The following is a 14,028-nucleotide window of genomic DNA, read 5'->3' as shown; positions in this document are numbered from 1 at the left end:
TGTCTGTAAGTGGAAAGTTAGGCCGTCTGCGGCCCGCCACCACCCAAGGCGGCTGCACGGCCCCCCTGCGCTGACGCAGGGGGGGCGTCACCCACGGGTGCCGCCTTCACAAACCGGGTGCAGTCGCCTATCCCGGCAGCACCGGATGCATCATCTTGCCCGAAATACCCCCCCCTCGGAGGGTCCGACCCCTCACCCTGCCCAGAGGCCCGCCCGCATGAGACCCTTCCGCGACGATCCCGCAGCGATCCGGGTCCAGGCCGAGGTCATCGCCATGGCCGAGGGCCGGCTGGCGCGGTTTCCCGCGGACCAGCGATCCCTGATGGCGCAGGTCATCGCCGCCTGCGGCATGGTGGAGGTTGCCGACCGTCTGATCGTGTCGCCGGCGGCCGTGACTGCGGGGCGCGCAGCCCTCGCGGCGGGTGCGGCGATCCTGTGCGACGGTCCCATGGTGGCCGCCGGGATCGCGCCGCAGCGACCCGCGCGGAACCCGGTGATCGCCCCTGTGCAGGAGGCGGCGGACGGTGCCATCGACCTGTGGCTGCCGCATCTGGCGGGCAGCGTCGTGGGGATCGGCACGCAGCCGCTGGCCCTGTTCCGTCTGCTCGACCACCTCGACCGGGGTGGGCCGCACCCCGCGCTGATCGTCGCCTGTCCCGCCGGATTGGTCGATGCGGCGGCGGCCAAGGCGGAACTGGTCGCCCATCCGCGCGGCTGTGCGGTCATCGTCCTGCGTGGGCGCCGGGGCGGTCCGGCACTGGCTGCCGCCGCCGTCACGGCCCTGCTGGACCCCGACGCACAGGATCACCCATGACATCCCCCTGGCTGCATATCGTCGGCATCGGCGAAGACGGCATGGACGGCCTGACCCCCGCCACCCGCGCGGTGGTCGAGGCGGCGGAGGTCGTCATCGGCGGCGACCGCCACGCCGTCCTGTCGCCCGCCGTCACCGCCGAGCGGCTGGCCTGGCCCGCCACGTTCGACGCGATGATTGCGCTGATCCGTGCGCAGCGCGGGCGGCGCGCTGTGGTGCTGGTGACGGGCGATCCGCTGTGGTTCTCGGTCGGCGCGCGGATCGGGCGGGCCATCGATCCGGCCGAGATCGTGTATCATCCGCAGCTCAGCGCGTTCCAGCTGGCCGCCGCCCGCATGGGGTGGAGCCTTGCTGACGTCGAGACGGTCAGCGTGCATGGCCGCCCGGTGGCGCAGATGGTGGCCTTCGTGCAGCCCGACGCGCGGCTGCTGATCCTGACGACGGGCGCCGACACGCCCGCGCAGATCGCGACCTATCTGACGCAGCGCGGCTTCGGCCAGTCCCGCATGACGGTGTTCGCGGCGATGGGCGGGGCGGACGAGGCGCGGTTCGACGGGATTGCTGCGACATGGGATCACGTGGTCCCGCCCTTCAATACGCTGGCGGTGGAATGCCTCGCCGCCCCCGACGCGGCGCTGCTGCCGCGTGTGCCGGGGCTGGCGGATGCGCTGTTCCAGTCGGACGGCACCCTGACCCGGCAGGAGGTGCGGGCCGCGACGCTGGCCAAGCTGATGCCGATGCGCGGCGCGCTGTTGTGGGATATCGGTTGCGGGTCGGGATCGGTCGCCATCGAATGGATGCGCGCCGCCCGCTATGCCCGCGCCATCGGGATCGAGCCGTTGGGCGATCTGCGCGCCATGGCCGCCGCCAACGCGTTGGCGCTGGGCACGCCCCGGCTGGACCTGATCGACGGGACAGCACCGGAGTGTCTGGCCGGGCTGCCCGCGCCGGATGCTATCTGCATCGGTGGCGGCCTGAGCGACGTGACCTTCGCCGCCGCTTGGGACGCGCTGCGCCCCTTGGGGCGGCTCGTCGTCAACGCGACCACGCCGCAGGCCGAGGCGGGGCTGGCGTCCCTGCACGCCAGCCGGGGTGGCGATCTGGTGCGGATTGCGGTCAGCCGCGCCGTTCGGGAGGAGTCTGGCGTCGTCTGGGACGATGCCATGCCGGTCCTGCAATGGAGTGCCGTGAAGCGGTGACGGGTCACCGTCCGGCGGTGCCGGACCCTCCGGGGGGAGTATTTCCTAAAAAGCGAGTGGTTGGCGGCATGGACGGGACCGGGGCGATTCGGGGCCGGCAGGGGTGTCGGGTCGCGGGTGAGGGCCCCGGGCAGGCTTGCCGCGTGATCGCAACGCCACAGCCGACCGGATGTCTGCGGGGCTTTTCGCCGATGAAATGTCAGTCGTGGCAAGGTGTTGCGGGCGGATGGGGCATTTGCCGCGCCTGCGCTGCCGCAATGCGGCGGATTTTCGCCTGAACAAATACACGATTTGATCGTTAGGCTGTCAGCAACGGAGGACCATCATGACCCATTTTCTGCCGGATGCCGTTTTTCAGGGCCTGCGCGATGCGCGGCGCGCCTCGGTTCAGCGGGGCAATCGTCTGAGCGTGCGCGACGGCGAGACGGTGATCCGCATCCGCAGGCTGTGGGCCGAGGGGATGGCGATGGACGCCGGCGCCAGCGAGCAGCTGCGCGGTCGCGTCGATATCTATGACGGCGTGCGCCACCTGTATCAGGCGCTGATCGTCGGCACGCAGACCGACGGCGGCGAATGCGTCGTCGAGTTCAAATGGCTGCATCTGGTCAGCGAAACGGCGCCCGTCGACTATGACAGGCTGGACGTAGTGCCTGCGGGTCTGCTGCCGCGCGCCTGATCGGGGCGGTTATTGCAGGTCGGCGAAAGCTGCATGAAGCCGCGCCACAGCCTCTGCGACCTGCGCGCGCGGCGCGCCGAGGTTGAACCGCAGGAACGTGTCCCCGCCCGGACCGAAGGTGGGACCGTGGTTTGGAGCGATGCGGGCATCCTGCTGGACGCGGCGCAGGATTTCTTCAGTCGTCATGCCGGTTCCTGCGAAATCGACCCAAGCGAGGTAGGTCGCCTCCAGCGTCATCGACCGGACGCCGGGGATGGCATTCAAGCCGTCGTCGAACAGGCGGCGGTTGCCGTCGAGGTAAGCGCACAACGCGTCCACCCACGCGGCCCCGGCGGACGAATAGGCCGCCGTCACCATGTGCAGGCCGAAGCTGTTCGGCGACAGGCCCAATGCGTTCATCCGCGCGGCGAAGCGGTCGCGCAGCGCGGGGTCGGCGATGATGACGTTCCCCGTATGGCTGCCCGCGATGTTGAACGTCTTGGTCGCTGCCGTCATCATCACCAGCCGGTCCGCGATGCCGTCGAGCAAGGCCATGGCCGTGTGGGTCTGACCCGGCATCAGCAGGTCGTGGTGGATCTCGTCCGACACGAGGATCAGGTCATGACGGCGGGCGAAGGCTGCGACCTTCTCCAGCTCCGCGCGGGTCCAGACGCGGCCACCGGGGTTGTGTGGCGAGCAGAGGATCACCATGCGCTCCGACCCGGTCATCTGGGCATCGTAGGTGTCGAAGTCCATCGTGTAGCGGCCATCGGTGTTGACCAGTTCGCAGGACCGCACCTCTCGCCCCGCGGCTGTGATGACGCGGGCGAAGGCGTGATAGACCGGGGTAAAGATCACGACCGCATCGCCGGGTGCGGTGAAGGCATCAACACACAGGCCCGTGCCGTTCACGAGGCCATGGGTGGTGAAGATGTCGCCCGCCGCCACGTCCCAGCCGTGGCGGTGCCGCATCCACCAGCGGATCGCATCGGTGTAGGGGGTCATGTTGCCGAAATAGCCGTAGACGCCGTGGTCGCGCATCGCCTGCACCGCGTCCTGAATGACCGGCGCCGCGGCGAAATCCATGTCGGCCACCCACATCGCGATTCCGTCCGCCGGGTCGACGCCATAGGCCGCCTGCATCCCGTCCCATTTGACGCAGTGCGTGTCGCGGCGGTCGATGGGCGTGTCGAAATCCATGGGCTGTCCTGTCACGGCTGTTCGGCGCGACTCTAGCAGGCAGGGGCGCGGGGCCAAGGCGAAAATCCGGCCATGAACCCTTGGTGCGGCGGTGTCCTTGGCAAGCGGCGGGGCAGGGGTTACATCGGGCCCATGACCATTCGCCCCATCCTGATCCACCCGGATCCCCGCCTGAAGAAGCCCGCAGATCCGGTGGCGGAGGTGACGCCTGTGCTGCGCCAGCTTGCCACCGACATGCTGGAGACGATGTACGACGCCCCCGGCATCGGGCTGGCCGCGCCGCAGGTCGGCGTCATGCTGCGGGTCATGGTGATGGATTGCGTCAAGGACGACGCCACCCCCGCCCGCCCGATGGTCCTGCTGAACCCTGAGGTGACGTGGGAGAGCGACGAGCTGAGCACCTACGAGGAGGGGTGTCTGTCGATCCCCGAGCAATACGCCGACGTGGAGCGCCCTGCGCAGGTCGAGGTGCGGTGGATGGACCTTGACGGTGTGACGCAGACCGAGAGGTTCGCGGGCCTGTGGGCGACCTGCGTGCAGCACGAGATCGACCACCTGGAGGGCAAGCTGTTCATCGACTACCTCAAACCGCTGCGGCGGCAGATGATCACCCGCAAGATGCAGAAGCTGAAGCGCGAGCGGGCGAGAACATGAGGCGGTGGGCATGAGGCGGTGGGCGTGATGCGGTGGGCGTGATGCGGCCCATTCTGACGGACCCCGATCCGGCCCTGCGCACGGTCTGCGCGCCCGTGACGGCGTTTGACACGGACCTTGCGGTGCTTGCCGCCGAGATGCTGGACGTGATGTATGCCGCGCCCGGTCGCGGTCTGGCGGCGCCGCAGATCGGCGTGCTGAGCCGGGTCTTCGTCATGGATGCCGACTGGAAGACGGGCACGCCCGCGCCGCAGGTGTTCGTCAATCCGCAGATCGTGGCCAGCGGTGAGACACTGGTCGCCTGCGACGAGGCATGCCTGTCGATCCCCGGTCGCACGGTGTCGGTCACGCGGCCCGGTCAGGTGACGCTGCGCTGGCAGGGTCTGGACGGTGCGGTGGCGGAGCGCGTGTTCGACGGGGTCGAGGCGGTCATCGTGCAGCATGAGCGCGACCATCTGGACGGTGTGCTCTGCACCGATCTGGGGGTGGACGTATGACACGGGCAATCCTGCAGTGGCCGCACCCGATGCTGCGCACGGCGGCGGCGGATGTGGCTGCGGTCGACGACAGCGTGCGCGGCCTCTGGGACGAGATGATCGCGGTGATGGAAGCGATGCCAGGCGTGGGCCTTGCCGCGGTGCAGATCGGCGTGCCGCTGCGCCTTGCGGTGGTGGATGCCAGCACGGCGCGCGGGCAGGCGGTGCGGATGGCCAACCCCGAAGTGCTGCATGCCAGTGTGGAGTTCCGCGACCACGAGGAGGCGAGCCCCTGCCTGCCCGGTGTCTCGTCTCTGGTGAACCGGCCCCGCGCCGTGACCGTGCGGTTTCTGAATGCGGAAGGCGTGGTCGAGGACCGCGATTTCGTGGGGTTGTGGGCCGTGTCGGTGCAGCACCAGATCGACCATCTGGCGGGGCGGATGTATGTCGACCGGCTGACCCGGTTGAAGCGCGACATGCTGCTGCGCAAGGCGGCGAAGCTGCGTGGCTGACGCATTTGTTGCATGAGATGACGAAACGCCGGGACTGACGCGGGCGTTGCTGGGGGCGCTGCCCCCCGGCTGCGCCGGCCCCCGGGATATTTTCGACCAGAAGAACGGGGGACCGTGCGGCTGGCGGCCGTCGGAGCGGCGCGACGGGCCGGTCGTGTGGGGGGCTGCTGCGATCAGCCCGGTGCCGTCACACGTCGTGGCATCCATCGGCAAGGGATTTCACGAAGGCGAGGATGTCCTCGACGCTGTCGCCCGCGGCGATCCGGTCCACGATGGCGGACCCGACCACGGCCCCGTCCGCCACCTGTGCGATCGCGCGCGCGGCGTCCGGTGTCTTGATACCGAAGCCCACGATCACCGGCAGGTCGGTCTGCGACTTGATCCGTGCCACCTTTGGTGCCACGTCGGCGGTCTGGGCGCTGGCGGTGCCGGTGATGCCCGTAACCGAGACGTAGTAGAGGAAACCGGAGGTGTTCGTCAGCACGCGCGGCAGACGCGCGTCGTCGGTGGTGGGGGTCGCGAGGCGGATGAAGTTCAGACCGGCCTTCTGCGCGGGCAGGCAGAGTTCGTCATCCTCCTCCGGCGGCAGATCGACGACGATCAGACCGTCGATGCCCGCGTCGCGGGCCTGCTGCAGGAACAGGTCCACGCCGCGCGAATAGATCGGGTTGTAGTAGCCCATCAGCACGATGGGCGTGGTGTCGTCGGTTTCCCGCAGGCTGCGCGCGATGTCGAGGGTGCGGTCCAGCGTCATGTGACCCGCCAGCGCGCGCTGTCCGGCCAGCTGGATCGTCGTGCCGTCCGCCATCGGGTCGGTGAAGGGCAGGCCCAGTTCGATGATGTCCACGCCGGCGGCGGGCAGGCCGCGCACGATCTGCAGGCTTTTGTCGTAGGTGGGATCGCCCGCCATGACATAGGCCACGAAGGCCTTGCGGTTCCGGGCGCGCAGGGCGGCGAAGGTGGCGTCGATACGGGACATGGCGGCAACTTTCATGGATCACCGCTTTCTGCTGCAAGGGCTGCGCGATTGCAATGGTGCGGCGGGGTTTGAAATCCGCGCGTGCGCCCCCATATCGGGGTCATGAATTACATCCTCGCGCTTCTGCTGCCCCCGCTGTCGATCCTGTTCGCAGGCCGACCCATCGTCGCCATCCTTGCGTTCCTGTTCTGGGTGCCCGCCATCATCTTCAGTGGCGGCCTTGGTCATCCGGCGTTCGTCATCCTCGCCTGGATCCTGATCTGGGAAGGGCGCAACCGCGCCTGATGCGATCAGGCCGGGTCGGCGGCGGTGTCGATCATCCAGCGGATGCCGAAGCGGTCGGTGAAGGCCCCGAAGCCCGGCGACCAGAACTGCGGCGCGAACGGCATGCGGACCTCTCCTCCCTCTGACAGGGCGTCGAAACAGGCGCGGGCGCGGTCCTCGTCGGGCAAGGCGATCATCACGTTGCAGCCCGCCATCGCGGGACCGGGTGTGTCCGACAGGTCGTCTGACCCGTTCAGCGCACCGTCACCCACCACGAGGTGGGCGTGCATGATGCCGTTCACGGCACTTGGCGGCAGGTGCTCTTCCATGGGAGAGCCCTTGACCCGCATGAACTGCGGTGTCGTGCCGAAGACCTTGCCGTAAAAGGTGAACGCCTCTTCGCAGGTGTCATGGAAGAAGAGATAGGGGATCGGTGTCATGGGCTACTCCTATGCAACGATGCTCCTGATCCTAGCAGAGGTGCGGCCAGCGGCCAAAGCCTTTGGCTTGCACGACGGGGGCCACCCGTTTAAGGCCGGGCGGACACCGGGACAGGAGATGCGTCATGGGCTTCAAGATGGGGATCGTGGGTTTGCCGAACGTCGGCAAGTCGACGCTGTTCAATGCGCTGACGCGCACTGCAGCCGCGCAGGCCGCCAACTTTCCGTTCTGCACGATCGAGCCCAATGTGGGCGACGTGGCCGTGCCCGACGCGCGGCTGGACAAGCTGGCCAGCATTGCTGGCAGCAAGCAGATCATCCCGACGCGCATGACCTTCGTCGATATCGCGGGCCTCGTGAAGGGTGCCAGCAAGGGCGAGGGGCTGGGCAACCAGTTTCTGGCCAACATCCGCGAATGCGACGCCATCGCCCATGTGCTGCGGTGCTTCGAGGATGACGACATCACCCATGTGGAAGGTCGCGTGGATCCCGTGTCGGATGCCGAAGTGATCGAGACGGAACTGATGCTGTCCGATCTGGAAAGCATCGAGAAGCGTCTGGTCAACCTGCAGCGCAAGGTGCGCGGCGGCGACAAGGATGCAGGCCAGCAGGTCCGCCTGCTGGAAGCCGCACAGGCCGCACTGGAGGCGGGCCGTCCCGCCCGCACCGTAGACGTGGACCCCGAGGACGCCAAGGCGTGGCGGATGCTGCAACTGCTGACGACGAAACCCGTCCTTTACGTCTGCAACGTCGAGGAGGCGGCGAGCGCCACCGGCAACGCCCAGTCGGAGCGCGTGCGCGCCATGGCCGAGGCGGAGGGCAATTCCGCCGTCGTGATCTCCGCCCGGATCGAGGAGGAGATCAGCCAGCTCGACGCGGACGAGGCGGAGATGTTCCTGTCCGAGATGGGTCTGGCCGAGGCGGGTCTGGATCGCCTGATCCGTGCGGGCTATGCCCTGCTGCACCTGCAGACCTATTTCACCGTGGGCCCGAAAGAGGCGCGCGCGTGGACGATCAACGCGGGCACGAGTGCGCCCAAGGCTGCCGGCGTGATCCACGGCGATTTCGAGCGTGGCTTCATCCGCGCCGAAACCATCGCCTATGATGATTTCGTGACGCTTGGTGGTGAACAGCCCGCCAAGGAGGCTGGCAAGATGCGGTCTGAAGGCAAGACCTATACCGTCAAGGACGGTGACGTGCTGCATTTCCTGTTCAACACCTGACGCCCATGCGGGCCGCGATCCGGGGCGGCCGTCAGCGGCCCCGGCGGGCGGGCGGTTTGCCGGACTTCGCGGTGCGCTGCTTGCGCGCCATGGTGGCTGCGATGCTTTCGGTCGATTGCGCATCCTCTGCCCGCAGCTTGCGGTAGCGGCGCAGACGCTCCGGGTCGATGTCGCCGGCATCCACCGCCGCCTGCACGGCACAGCCCGGCTCGCCCCCGTGCAGGCAATCGCGGAACCGGCACGCGCCGGTCAGGGCGCTGATCTCTGGAAAGGTCGCGTCGATGCCGGCGGTGACGTCGGCCACGGCCAGCCCGCGCATGCCCGGCGTGTCGATCAGCCAGCCGCCCGTGGGCAGGGCATGCAGGCTGCGTTTGGTGGTGGTGTGACGGCCACGCGCATCATCCTCTCGGATCGCCTGCGTGTCGTCGTTACGGCCCGTCAGGGCGTTGGCCAGCGTCGTCTTGCCCACGCCGGAGGAGCCGACGAGTGCCACGGTCTGCCCCGGCCCGCACCACGGCGCCAGCAGGGCAGCCACGTCCGGCCCCTTGGCGTTCAGCGCGATCACCGGCAGGTCGGGGCCAAGGGCGCGGGCCTGCGCGATATAGTCGGCGGCATCGGACTGGTCCGCCTTGGTCAGCACGATCGCGGGCAAGATGCCAGCATCATGGGCGAGGGCGAGGTAGCGTTCCAGCCGTGCCACGTTGAAGTCCGCATTGCAGGACGTGACCACGAACAGCGTGTCGAGGTTGGCTGCGATCAGCTGCCGCTGGCCGCTGTGGAACTCTGCCCCGCGCTGCAGCAGGCTGCGCCGGTCGAGGCGGCGGACCAGATGCGCCGACGCGGTATCGCACAGCACCCAGTCGCCGACGGCGAAGCTGGCGGTGGTGATGCCCGGATCGGCGACCAGCGTCAGCGGGCCTGTGGCAGTCAGGGCACCGACGTTGCGGCGGTTCACGGTGCTGATGCGGGCGGGGGTCAGGGCGGCGTCATCGGACGACATCTGGTCCCGTTCGAACGCGGACCAGCCAAGGTGGGTCAGGGCGTCGGCTTGCGCGTCGGTGGTGGGGTTCAACGCGGGACTGCCCTGACTGGCGGGAAATGGGGTGAGAGGCTGACAACGACCCAAGCGGGGCTCGTTATGGCTGCTTCCTTCCGGACCTGACCAGGTTGGCGAGGCGCTCGCCCGCGCCAACCTCTCTCCCCTGATATAGCGGTGGGTGCGGCGGGGTGCAAGGCCGCGCTGTGGCGTCAGAGCGTCAGACGGAACCGGGCATATCCGTCGGTTCCGAGGCCGAGGGGTTCAAGGCCCGCCACGGGCCGCGGCGTGTGCAATGCCGCAGGGCTCGTCTCGAACACCGCGCTGGCGCCCGGCAGGGTGGCGAAGGACCACGGCGGGGGGGCGCCGGGCGGCACGTGGCCGTCCCGTTGCAGGGTGCGGGTCAGCAGGGTCAGCAGGCCGTCCTGCGTCGTGTGCAGCAGATCGGCGTCCGTTGCACGGACCATGCCACCGCCGCCGCGGGCGCGGTAGGTGCTGGTGGCCACGATGCAGCGGTCGGTATCGGCCAGCGGTCTGCCGTCCACGGACAAATCCGCGATGCGGCCCGGTTGGCCCGGTGCCAGCGACAGGTCGATGCGATAGGCGACACCATGCAGCGTGTCGAAATGATAGGGTGGGATGCTGCGGTCGATCAGCGGTTGATCCGCGACGCCCGGCACCAGCGTCCGGTAGAACGCCGACGTGACGTCGAGCCATGTGCGGATCTGTCGGCCGGTCCGCAGCACGGCGCAGATCCGGTTGTCGAAGGGCACCATGGCGGCGCAATCGCGCAGGCGCAGGATGCCGGGGGGAATGCACAGGTAATTCTGCGGGCCGCCGTGCCCGCCGGCGCGGAACGGCGCGGTGCTGGCCAGCACCGGCAGGTCGGCCCAGACCGTGTCCTTCAACGCCGGTTTCACGGCGGCGATCTGCACCTGCGCCAGCAGCAATGCGGTATCGTCGTGGCCGATCGCGGCAAAGTGGCTGGTCAGCGCATGGCCCGCCCGCCCGACAGGGCTGTGCAACCGCTTCAGCGTCGCTGCGTGCGGGGCGGACAGGACGCAGTCCATCTGGCGCGACAGGGCCGAGGGGGCGTGATCGCCACGGTCGGGGGCGCGCAGGGCGGCGTGGTGCCCCGTCACCGTCCAGCGCCGGGCGGCACCGGATGGAGCCACGCGCAGGTCCAGATCCAGCACACCGATCTTCTGGCCATAGGATGCAGCCATGACGGCAGGTGTCCCCGCCAGCAGGCCAGCGGCGCTGTCCGCGTCGGGCAGACCCGCAAAGCAGGGCCCCGGAAAGCTGCCGTGCATGTGGCCCATCAGCAGCGCATCGATGCCCGCCAAGCGGGCCAGCGACAGGGCCGCATTCTCCATCCGCGGCTGGTCGGGACCGGCGACCGGCCCCCCGTGGCACAGGGCGACGATCAGGTCAGCGCCGGCGGCCTGCAGCAGCGGCAGGGTCAGGCGGGCGGCCGTCAGGATGTCCTGCGTCTGCAGCGCCTCGTCCAGGATGTCGGCGTTCCAGTCCACGATCTGCGGCGGCGCGAATCCCATGATCCCGATTGCCAGTGGACGCACACTGTCGTCCGAACACGGGACGCTGCGGTGCAGGACTGTCCACGGCAGGATCAGCGGCGCCGGACCGGTGACGGTCAGGTTGGTGCCGACCACCGGCGCATCCAGATCCTGCAGCACCCGGCCCAGCCAGGGCATGCCATAGTCGAAGTCGTGGTTGCCCAGCGTCACCGCATCGTAGCGCAGCGCGTTGAAGGCCTGCACCATGGGATGCGGCAGCACGTCGGATGCGGCGATGTGATCGGCCAACGGCGAGCCCTGCAGGAAATCGCCGCTGTCGCACAGGATCGTGGCCGCACAATCGGCGCGGGCGGCGGCGATCAGGGGGGCAAGGCGCGTCAGGCCGCCGTTGCCAAAAGGCTCGTCGCGCAGATAGTCGTAGGGTGTCAGCTGCATGTGCAGGTCTGTCGTGCCGATCAGGCGCAGACGTCCCGTGATCGTCGCGTCGTCCGGCACCGGGATACGTGTCGCTGGAACGTCCAATCGCAGGCCCTGATGCAACCGCAGGTTTACCATCTCGTGACGGAATGTTTCCACCGTTGCAAGCAATTGCGCTTTCATCATGGCCGTGCGATGCCCGGTGCATGAATTTGGCGGAAACTGTGACATTTGGCGGTGGCCGCTTGAACCGCGCGGCGCATCTGCGCGGCGATGCGGCCCTGCCGACATCGCCTGATTCGCGCATTATCGTCCTGTGGCGCGGCAAGCCGCTGATCGACCGTGGTGGGCTGGTGCGGCTGACCCCGGATCACCCGATGCTGGCGGACGCCGGACCGAACCGGGTGCTGCTGGGGCTGGTGGACGGCACACCCCTGTCGGCCGCCGACCTGTCCCGCTGGATACCGGACGGCGATGACGCCCCCGTCGACGGCTTTGCCGACACGACGCGGCAGGTGCATCCCACCTTGCCCGAGGGTCCGGCATTCGCTGAACTGCGCAGCGTGATGACCGACCTGTCGCCGCTGGACGCGGAACTTGCTGCGACGGCGCGGGCGCTGGTCACATGGCACGGCAGCCACGGGTTCTGTGCCAACTGCGGGGCGGCCACTGCGATGGCGCAGGGCGGCTGGCAGCGCAACTGCGCCCCGTGCGGACGGCACCATTTCCCGCGCACCGACCCGGTGGTCATCATGCTGGTGACGCACGGCAATTCCGTCCTGGTGGGCCGGTCGCCGGGCTGGCCTGCGGGGATGTATTCGCTGCTCGCGGGCTTCGTCGAACCCGGCGAGACGCTGGAGGCCGCCGTGCGTCGCGAGGTGTTCGAGGAAACCGGCGTCCGCGTCGGCCCGGTCCGGTATCTGGCCAGCCAGCCATGGCCGTTTCCCGCGTCGCTGATGTGCGGCATGGCGGGCGAGGCCACCAGCACCGCCATCACCATCGACCCCGTCGAGATCGAGGATGCCCGCTGGGTCACGCGCGAGGAGATGGCCGATGTGTTCGCCGGACTGCACCCCGACATCCGCCCCGCGCGACCCGGTGCCATCGCGCACCACTTGCTGCACGGCTGGCTGGCGGACAGGCTCGATTAATCCTTACATGCGACAGTGCCGGGTGACCGGATCAGATAGGCGTTCCAGATGAAGTTCAGTGCCCGCGAAGATATCGAAGCTCCGATCCAGCAGGTGTACGCCCGCGTGACCGATTTTGCCGGCTACGAGCGTCAGATGCTGCGCCGGGGTGCGGACGTCAAACGGCTGGACACCGGGCAGCCCGTGGTGGTCGGGTCCGCATGGGACGCCACGTTCACCTATCGTGGGCGCGAACGTCGCGTTCAGGCCCGCATCGCGCGACTCGACGCGCCGACCGATCTGGTCGTGTCGATTGTGGCCAACGGTCTGGATGGTGCGACGACCGTCGAACTGGTCGCTCTGTCGCCGAAACGGACGCGGCTGTCGGTCACCATCGAACTGTCCGCCAGGTCGATTCCCGCCCGCCTGCTGCTGCAATCGCTGAAACTCGCCAAGTCGAATCTGACCGCGCGGTTCAAGAAACGGGTCTCGGAGTTCGCCAAGTCCGTTGAAGGGCCTGCGACCGGCAATCCCTGACCTTATCAGGTGGCGCGTTCGTGGCGGCGCGGGGCTGCGGGGAACACGCCCATCAGCCGCACGTGGTCGGTGAAGTAATCCAGCTCTTCCAGCGCCAGTTGCACGCTGCGGTCGTCGGGATGGCCCTCGACCTCGGCATAGAACTGGGTCGCGGTAAAGTTGCCGCCGACCATGTAGCTTTCCAGCTTGGTCATGTTCACGCCGTTGGTCGCAAAGCCACCCATCGCCTTGTAAAGTGCTGCGGGGATGTTGCGCACGCGAAAGACGAACGCCGTGACCATCGGCCCGCGCCCGCGCCGCCGCAGGTCCGGATCGCGCGCCATGATGACGAAGCGTGTGGTGTTGCGGGCGTGATCCTCGATATGTCGCGCAAGGATCTTCAACCCGTAGATGCCGGCGGCCAGTTCGGACGCCAGTGCGCCTTGTGTGGGATCGCCCCGGCTGGCCACTTCGCGTGCGGCGCGGGCATTGTCGCTGCTGACCACGCCCCGGATGCTGTGTTCGCGCAGGAACCCCGCGCATTGCGGCAGGATCACCACGTGGCCGTGGGCATGGGTCACGTCCTTGACGGTTGCGCCCTGCACCCCCAGCAGGTTGACGTGCACCCGCACGAACGCCTCGTCCACGATGTGCAGACCGCTTTCGGGCAGCAGGGAATGCACGTCCGCGACCCGGCCATAGGTGGAATTCTCGATCGCGATCATGCCCAGATCGGCGTCGCCCTTGCGGACCGCCTCTATCGTGTCCTCGAAGGTGGCACAGGGCAGGGGCGCGTGGTCGGGGCGCGTCTCGACGCAGGCCTGATGGCCATAGGCGCCCAATTCGCCCTGAAAGGCGATGTGCGATGTCATGTCATGTCCCCCCAGACATTTCGCCGGACCTTTGGCCGGGCATTCGGCAGTCGTCACGACACGGCAGTCGTTTCGTCGCGCCACTATAGCTTGCGCAGGGCCG

16 protein-coding genes and 1 other RNA gene are annotated in these 14,028 nt (G+C 68.4%); 10 read left to right on the top strand and 7 right to left on the bottom strand.

The annotated features are described in order from the left end of the window. Positions 1 to 217 precede the first annotated feature (217 nt). From BMX16_RS04700 to BMX16_RS04690, 3 genes are all read left to right on the top strand, one after another. A complete protein-coding gene (locus BMX16_RS04700; protein WP_089899462.1) occupies positions 218 to 814 on the top strand; it encodes a precorrin-8X methylmutase in 597 nt (198 codons plus the stop codon). Further along, positions 811 to 2,013: a precorrin-6y C5,15-methyltransferase (decarboxylating) subunit CbiE gene (cbiE, locus tag BMX16_RS04695; protein WP_089899459.1), complete on the top strand. Its 1,203-nt coding sequence runs from the start codon at positions 811 to 813 to the stop codon at positions 2,011 to 2,013. Before BMX16_RS04700 ends, cbiE begins: the two co-directional genes overlap by 4 nt. Positions 2,014 to 2,338: 325 nt before the next feature. Next, positions 2,339 to 2,689: a hypothetical protein gene (locus BMX16_RS04690; protein ID WP_089899456.1), complete on the top strand. Its 351-nt coding sequence runs from the start codon at positions 2,339 to 2,341 to the stop codon at positions 2,687 to 2,689. Positions 2,690 to 2,698: 9 nt separating this feature from the next. On the opposite strand, the gene BMX16_RS04685 is transcribed toward BMX16_RS04690, so the two are convergent. Beyond that, positions 2,699 to 3,868: a MalY/PatB family protein gene (locus BMX16_RS04685; protein ID WP_089899453.1), complete on the bottom strand. Its 1,170-nt coding sequence runs from the start codon at positions 3,866 to 3,868 to the stop codon at positions 2,699 to 2,701. A 132-nt stretch (positions 3,869 to 4,000) separates the two neighbouring features. Between BMX16_RS04685 and def (BMX16_RS04680) the strand changes: the two genes are divergently transcribed. Genes def (BMX16_RS04680) through def (BMX16_RS04670) form a run of 3 tightly spaced genes read left to right on the top strand, consistent with a single transcriptional unit; the run spans position 4,001 to position 5,510 of the window. Beyond that, complete coding sequence (def, locus tag BMX16_RS04680; RefSeq protein WP_089899450.1) at positions 4,001 to 4,522, top strand: peptide deformylase; 522 nt, start codon at positions 4,001 to 4,003, stop codon at positions 4,520 to 4,522. A 41-nt stretch (positions 4,523 to 4,563) separates the two neighbouring features. Next, on the top strand, positions 4,564 to 5,019 hold the full coding sequence (gene def / locus BMX16_RS04675; protein ID WP_089899724.1) for a peptide deformylase: 456 nt from the start codon (positions 4,564 to 4,566) through the stop codon (positions 5,017 to 5,019). Continuing rightward, complete coding sequence (gene def / locus BMX16_RS04670) at positions 5,016 to 5,510, top strand: peptide deformylase (RefSeq protein ID WP_089899447.1); 495 nt, start codon at positions 5,016 to 5,018, stop codon at positions 5,508 to 5,510. Before def (BMX16_RS04675) ends, def (BMX16_RS04670) begins: the two co-directional genes overlap by 4 nt. A gap of 187 nt (positions 5,511 to 5,697) precedes the next feature. On the opposite strand, the gene trpA is transcribed toward def (BMX16_RS04670), so the two are convergent. Further along, on the bottom strand, positions 5,698 to 6,489 hold the full coding sequence (gene trpA, locus BMX16_RS04665) for a tryptophan synthase subunit alpha (protein ID WP_089899444.1): 792 nt from the start codon (positions 6,487 to 6,489) through the stop codon (positions 5,698 to 5,700). 102 nt (positions 6,490 to 6,591) lie between these two features. Here trpA and BMX16_RS04660 point away from each other — a divergent pair, with 102 nt between their 5' ends. Next, positions 6,592 to 6,774, top strand: a complete 183-nt coding sequence (locus BMX16_RS04660) for a hypothetical protein (RefSeq protein WP_089899441.1) — start codon at positions 6,592 to 6,594, stop codon at positions 6,772 to 6,774. A gap of 5 nt (positions 6,775 to 6,779) precedes the next feature. Here the strand turns inward: BMX16_RS04660 and BMX16_RS04655 are convergent, their stop codons facing one another. Then, positions 6,780 to 7,193, bottom strand: a complete 414-nt coding sequence (locus BMX16_RS04655; protein WP_089899437.1) for a VOC family protein — start codon at positions 7,191 to 7,193, stop codon at positions 6,780 to 6,782. 125 nt (positions 7,194 to 7,318) lie between these two features. Between BMX16_RS04655 and ychF the strand changes: the two genes are divergently transcribed. Next, positions 7,319 to 8,416, top strand: coding sequence for a redox-regulated ATPase YchF (ychF, locus tag BMX16_RS04650; protein ID WP_089899434.1), 1,098 nt, complete (start codon positions 7,319 to 7,321; stop codon positions 8,414 to 8,416). Positions 8,417 to 8,447: 31 nt separating this feature from the next. Here ychF and rsgA read toward each other — a convergent pair whose 3' ends face one another. From rsgA to BMX16_RS04635, 3 genes are all read right to left on the bottom strand, one after another. After that, positions 8,448 to 9,488 (bottom strand): ribosome small subunit-dependent GTPase A, encoded by a 1,041-nt coding sequence (gene rsgA, locus BMX16_RS04645; RefSeq protein WP_245731323.1) that lies wholly within the window; start codon positions 9,486 to 9,488, stop codon positions 8,448 to 8,450. 29 nt (positions 9,489 to 9,517) lie between these two features. After that, positions 9,518 to 9,615: signal recognition particle sRNA small type (gene ffs / locus BMX16_RS04640), an RNA gene on the bottom strand. Between the two features lie 49 nt (positions 9,616 to 9,664). Continuing rightward, positions 9,665 to 11,593 carry a 5'-nucleotidase C-terminal domain-containing protein gene (locus BMX16_RS04635; RefSeq protein ID WP_177174567.1) on the bottom strand — a complete coding sequence of 643 codons (1,929 nt, stop codon included), beginning with the start codon at positions 11,591 to 11,593 and terminating at the stop codon, positions 9,665 to 9,667. Positions 11,594 to 11,613: 20 nt separating this feature from the next. Between BMX16_RS04635 and nudC the strand changes: the two genes are divergently transcribed. Next, entirely contained in the window at positions 11,614 to 12,558 is a 945-nt protein-coding gene (gene nudC, locus BMX16_RS04630) for an NAD(+) diphosphatase (RefSeq protein WP_089899429.1), read from the top strand. Positions 12,559 to 12,606: 48 nt separating this feature from the next. Beyond that, entirely contained in the window at positions 12,607 to 13,074 is a 468-nt protein-coding gene (locus BMX16_RS04625; protein WP_089899427.1) for an SRPBCC family protein, read from the top strand. A gap of 5 nt (positions 13,075 to 13,079) precedes the next feature. On the opposite strand, the gene BMX16_RS04620 is transcribed toward BMX16_RS04625, so the two are convergent. Next, positions 13,080 to 13,925, bottom strand: a complete 846-nt coding sequence (locus BMX16_RS04620; protein ID WP_089899424.1) for a prephenate dehydratase — start codon at positions 13,923 to 13,925, stop codon at positions 13,080 to 13,082. Positions 13,926 to 14,028: the final 103 nt, after the last annotated feature.

The organism is Loktanella fryxellensis (genome assembly GCF_900110065.1).
Lineage (GTDB): Bacteria > Pseudomonadota > Alphaproteobacteria > Rhodobacterales > Rhodobacteraceae > Loktanella > Loktanella fryxellensis.
The sequence above is the reverse complement of the archived record's forward strand: the minus strand, read 5'-3'. Positions and strand labels throughout refer to the sequence as shown.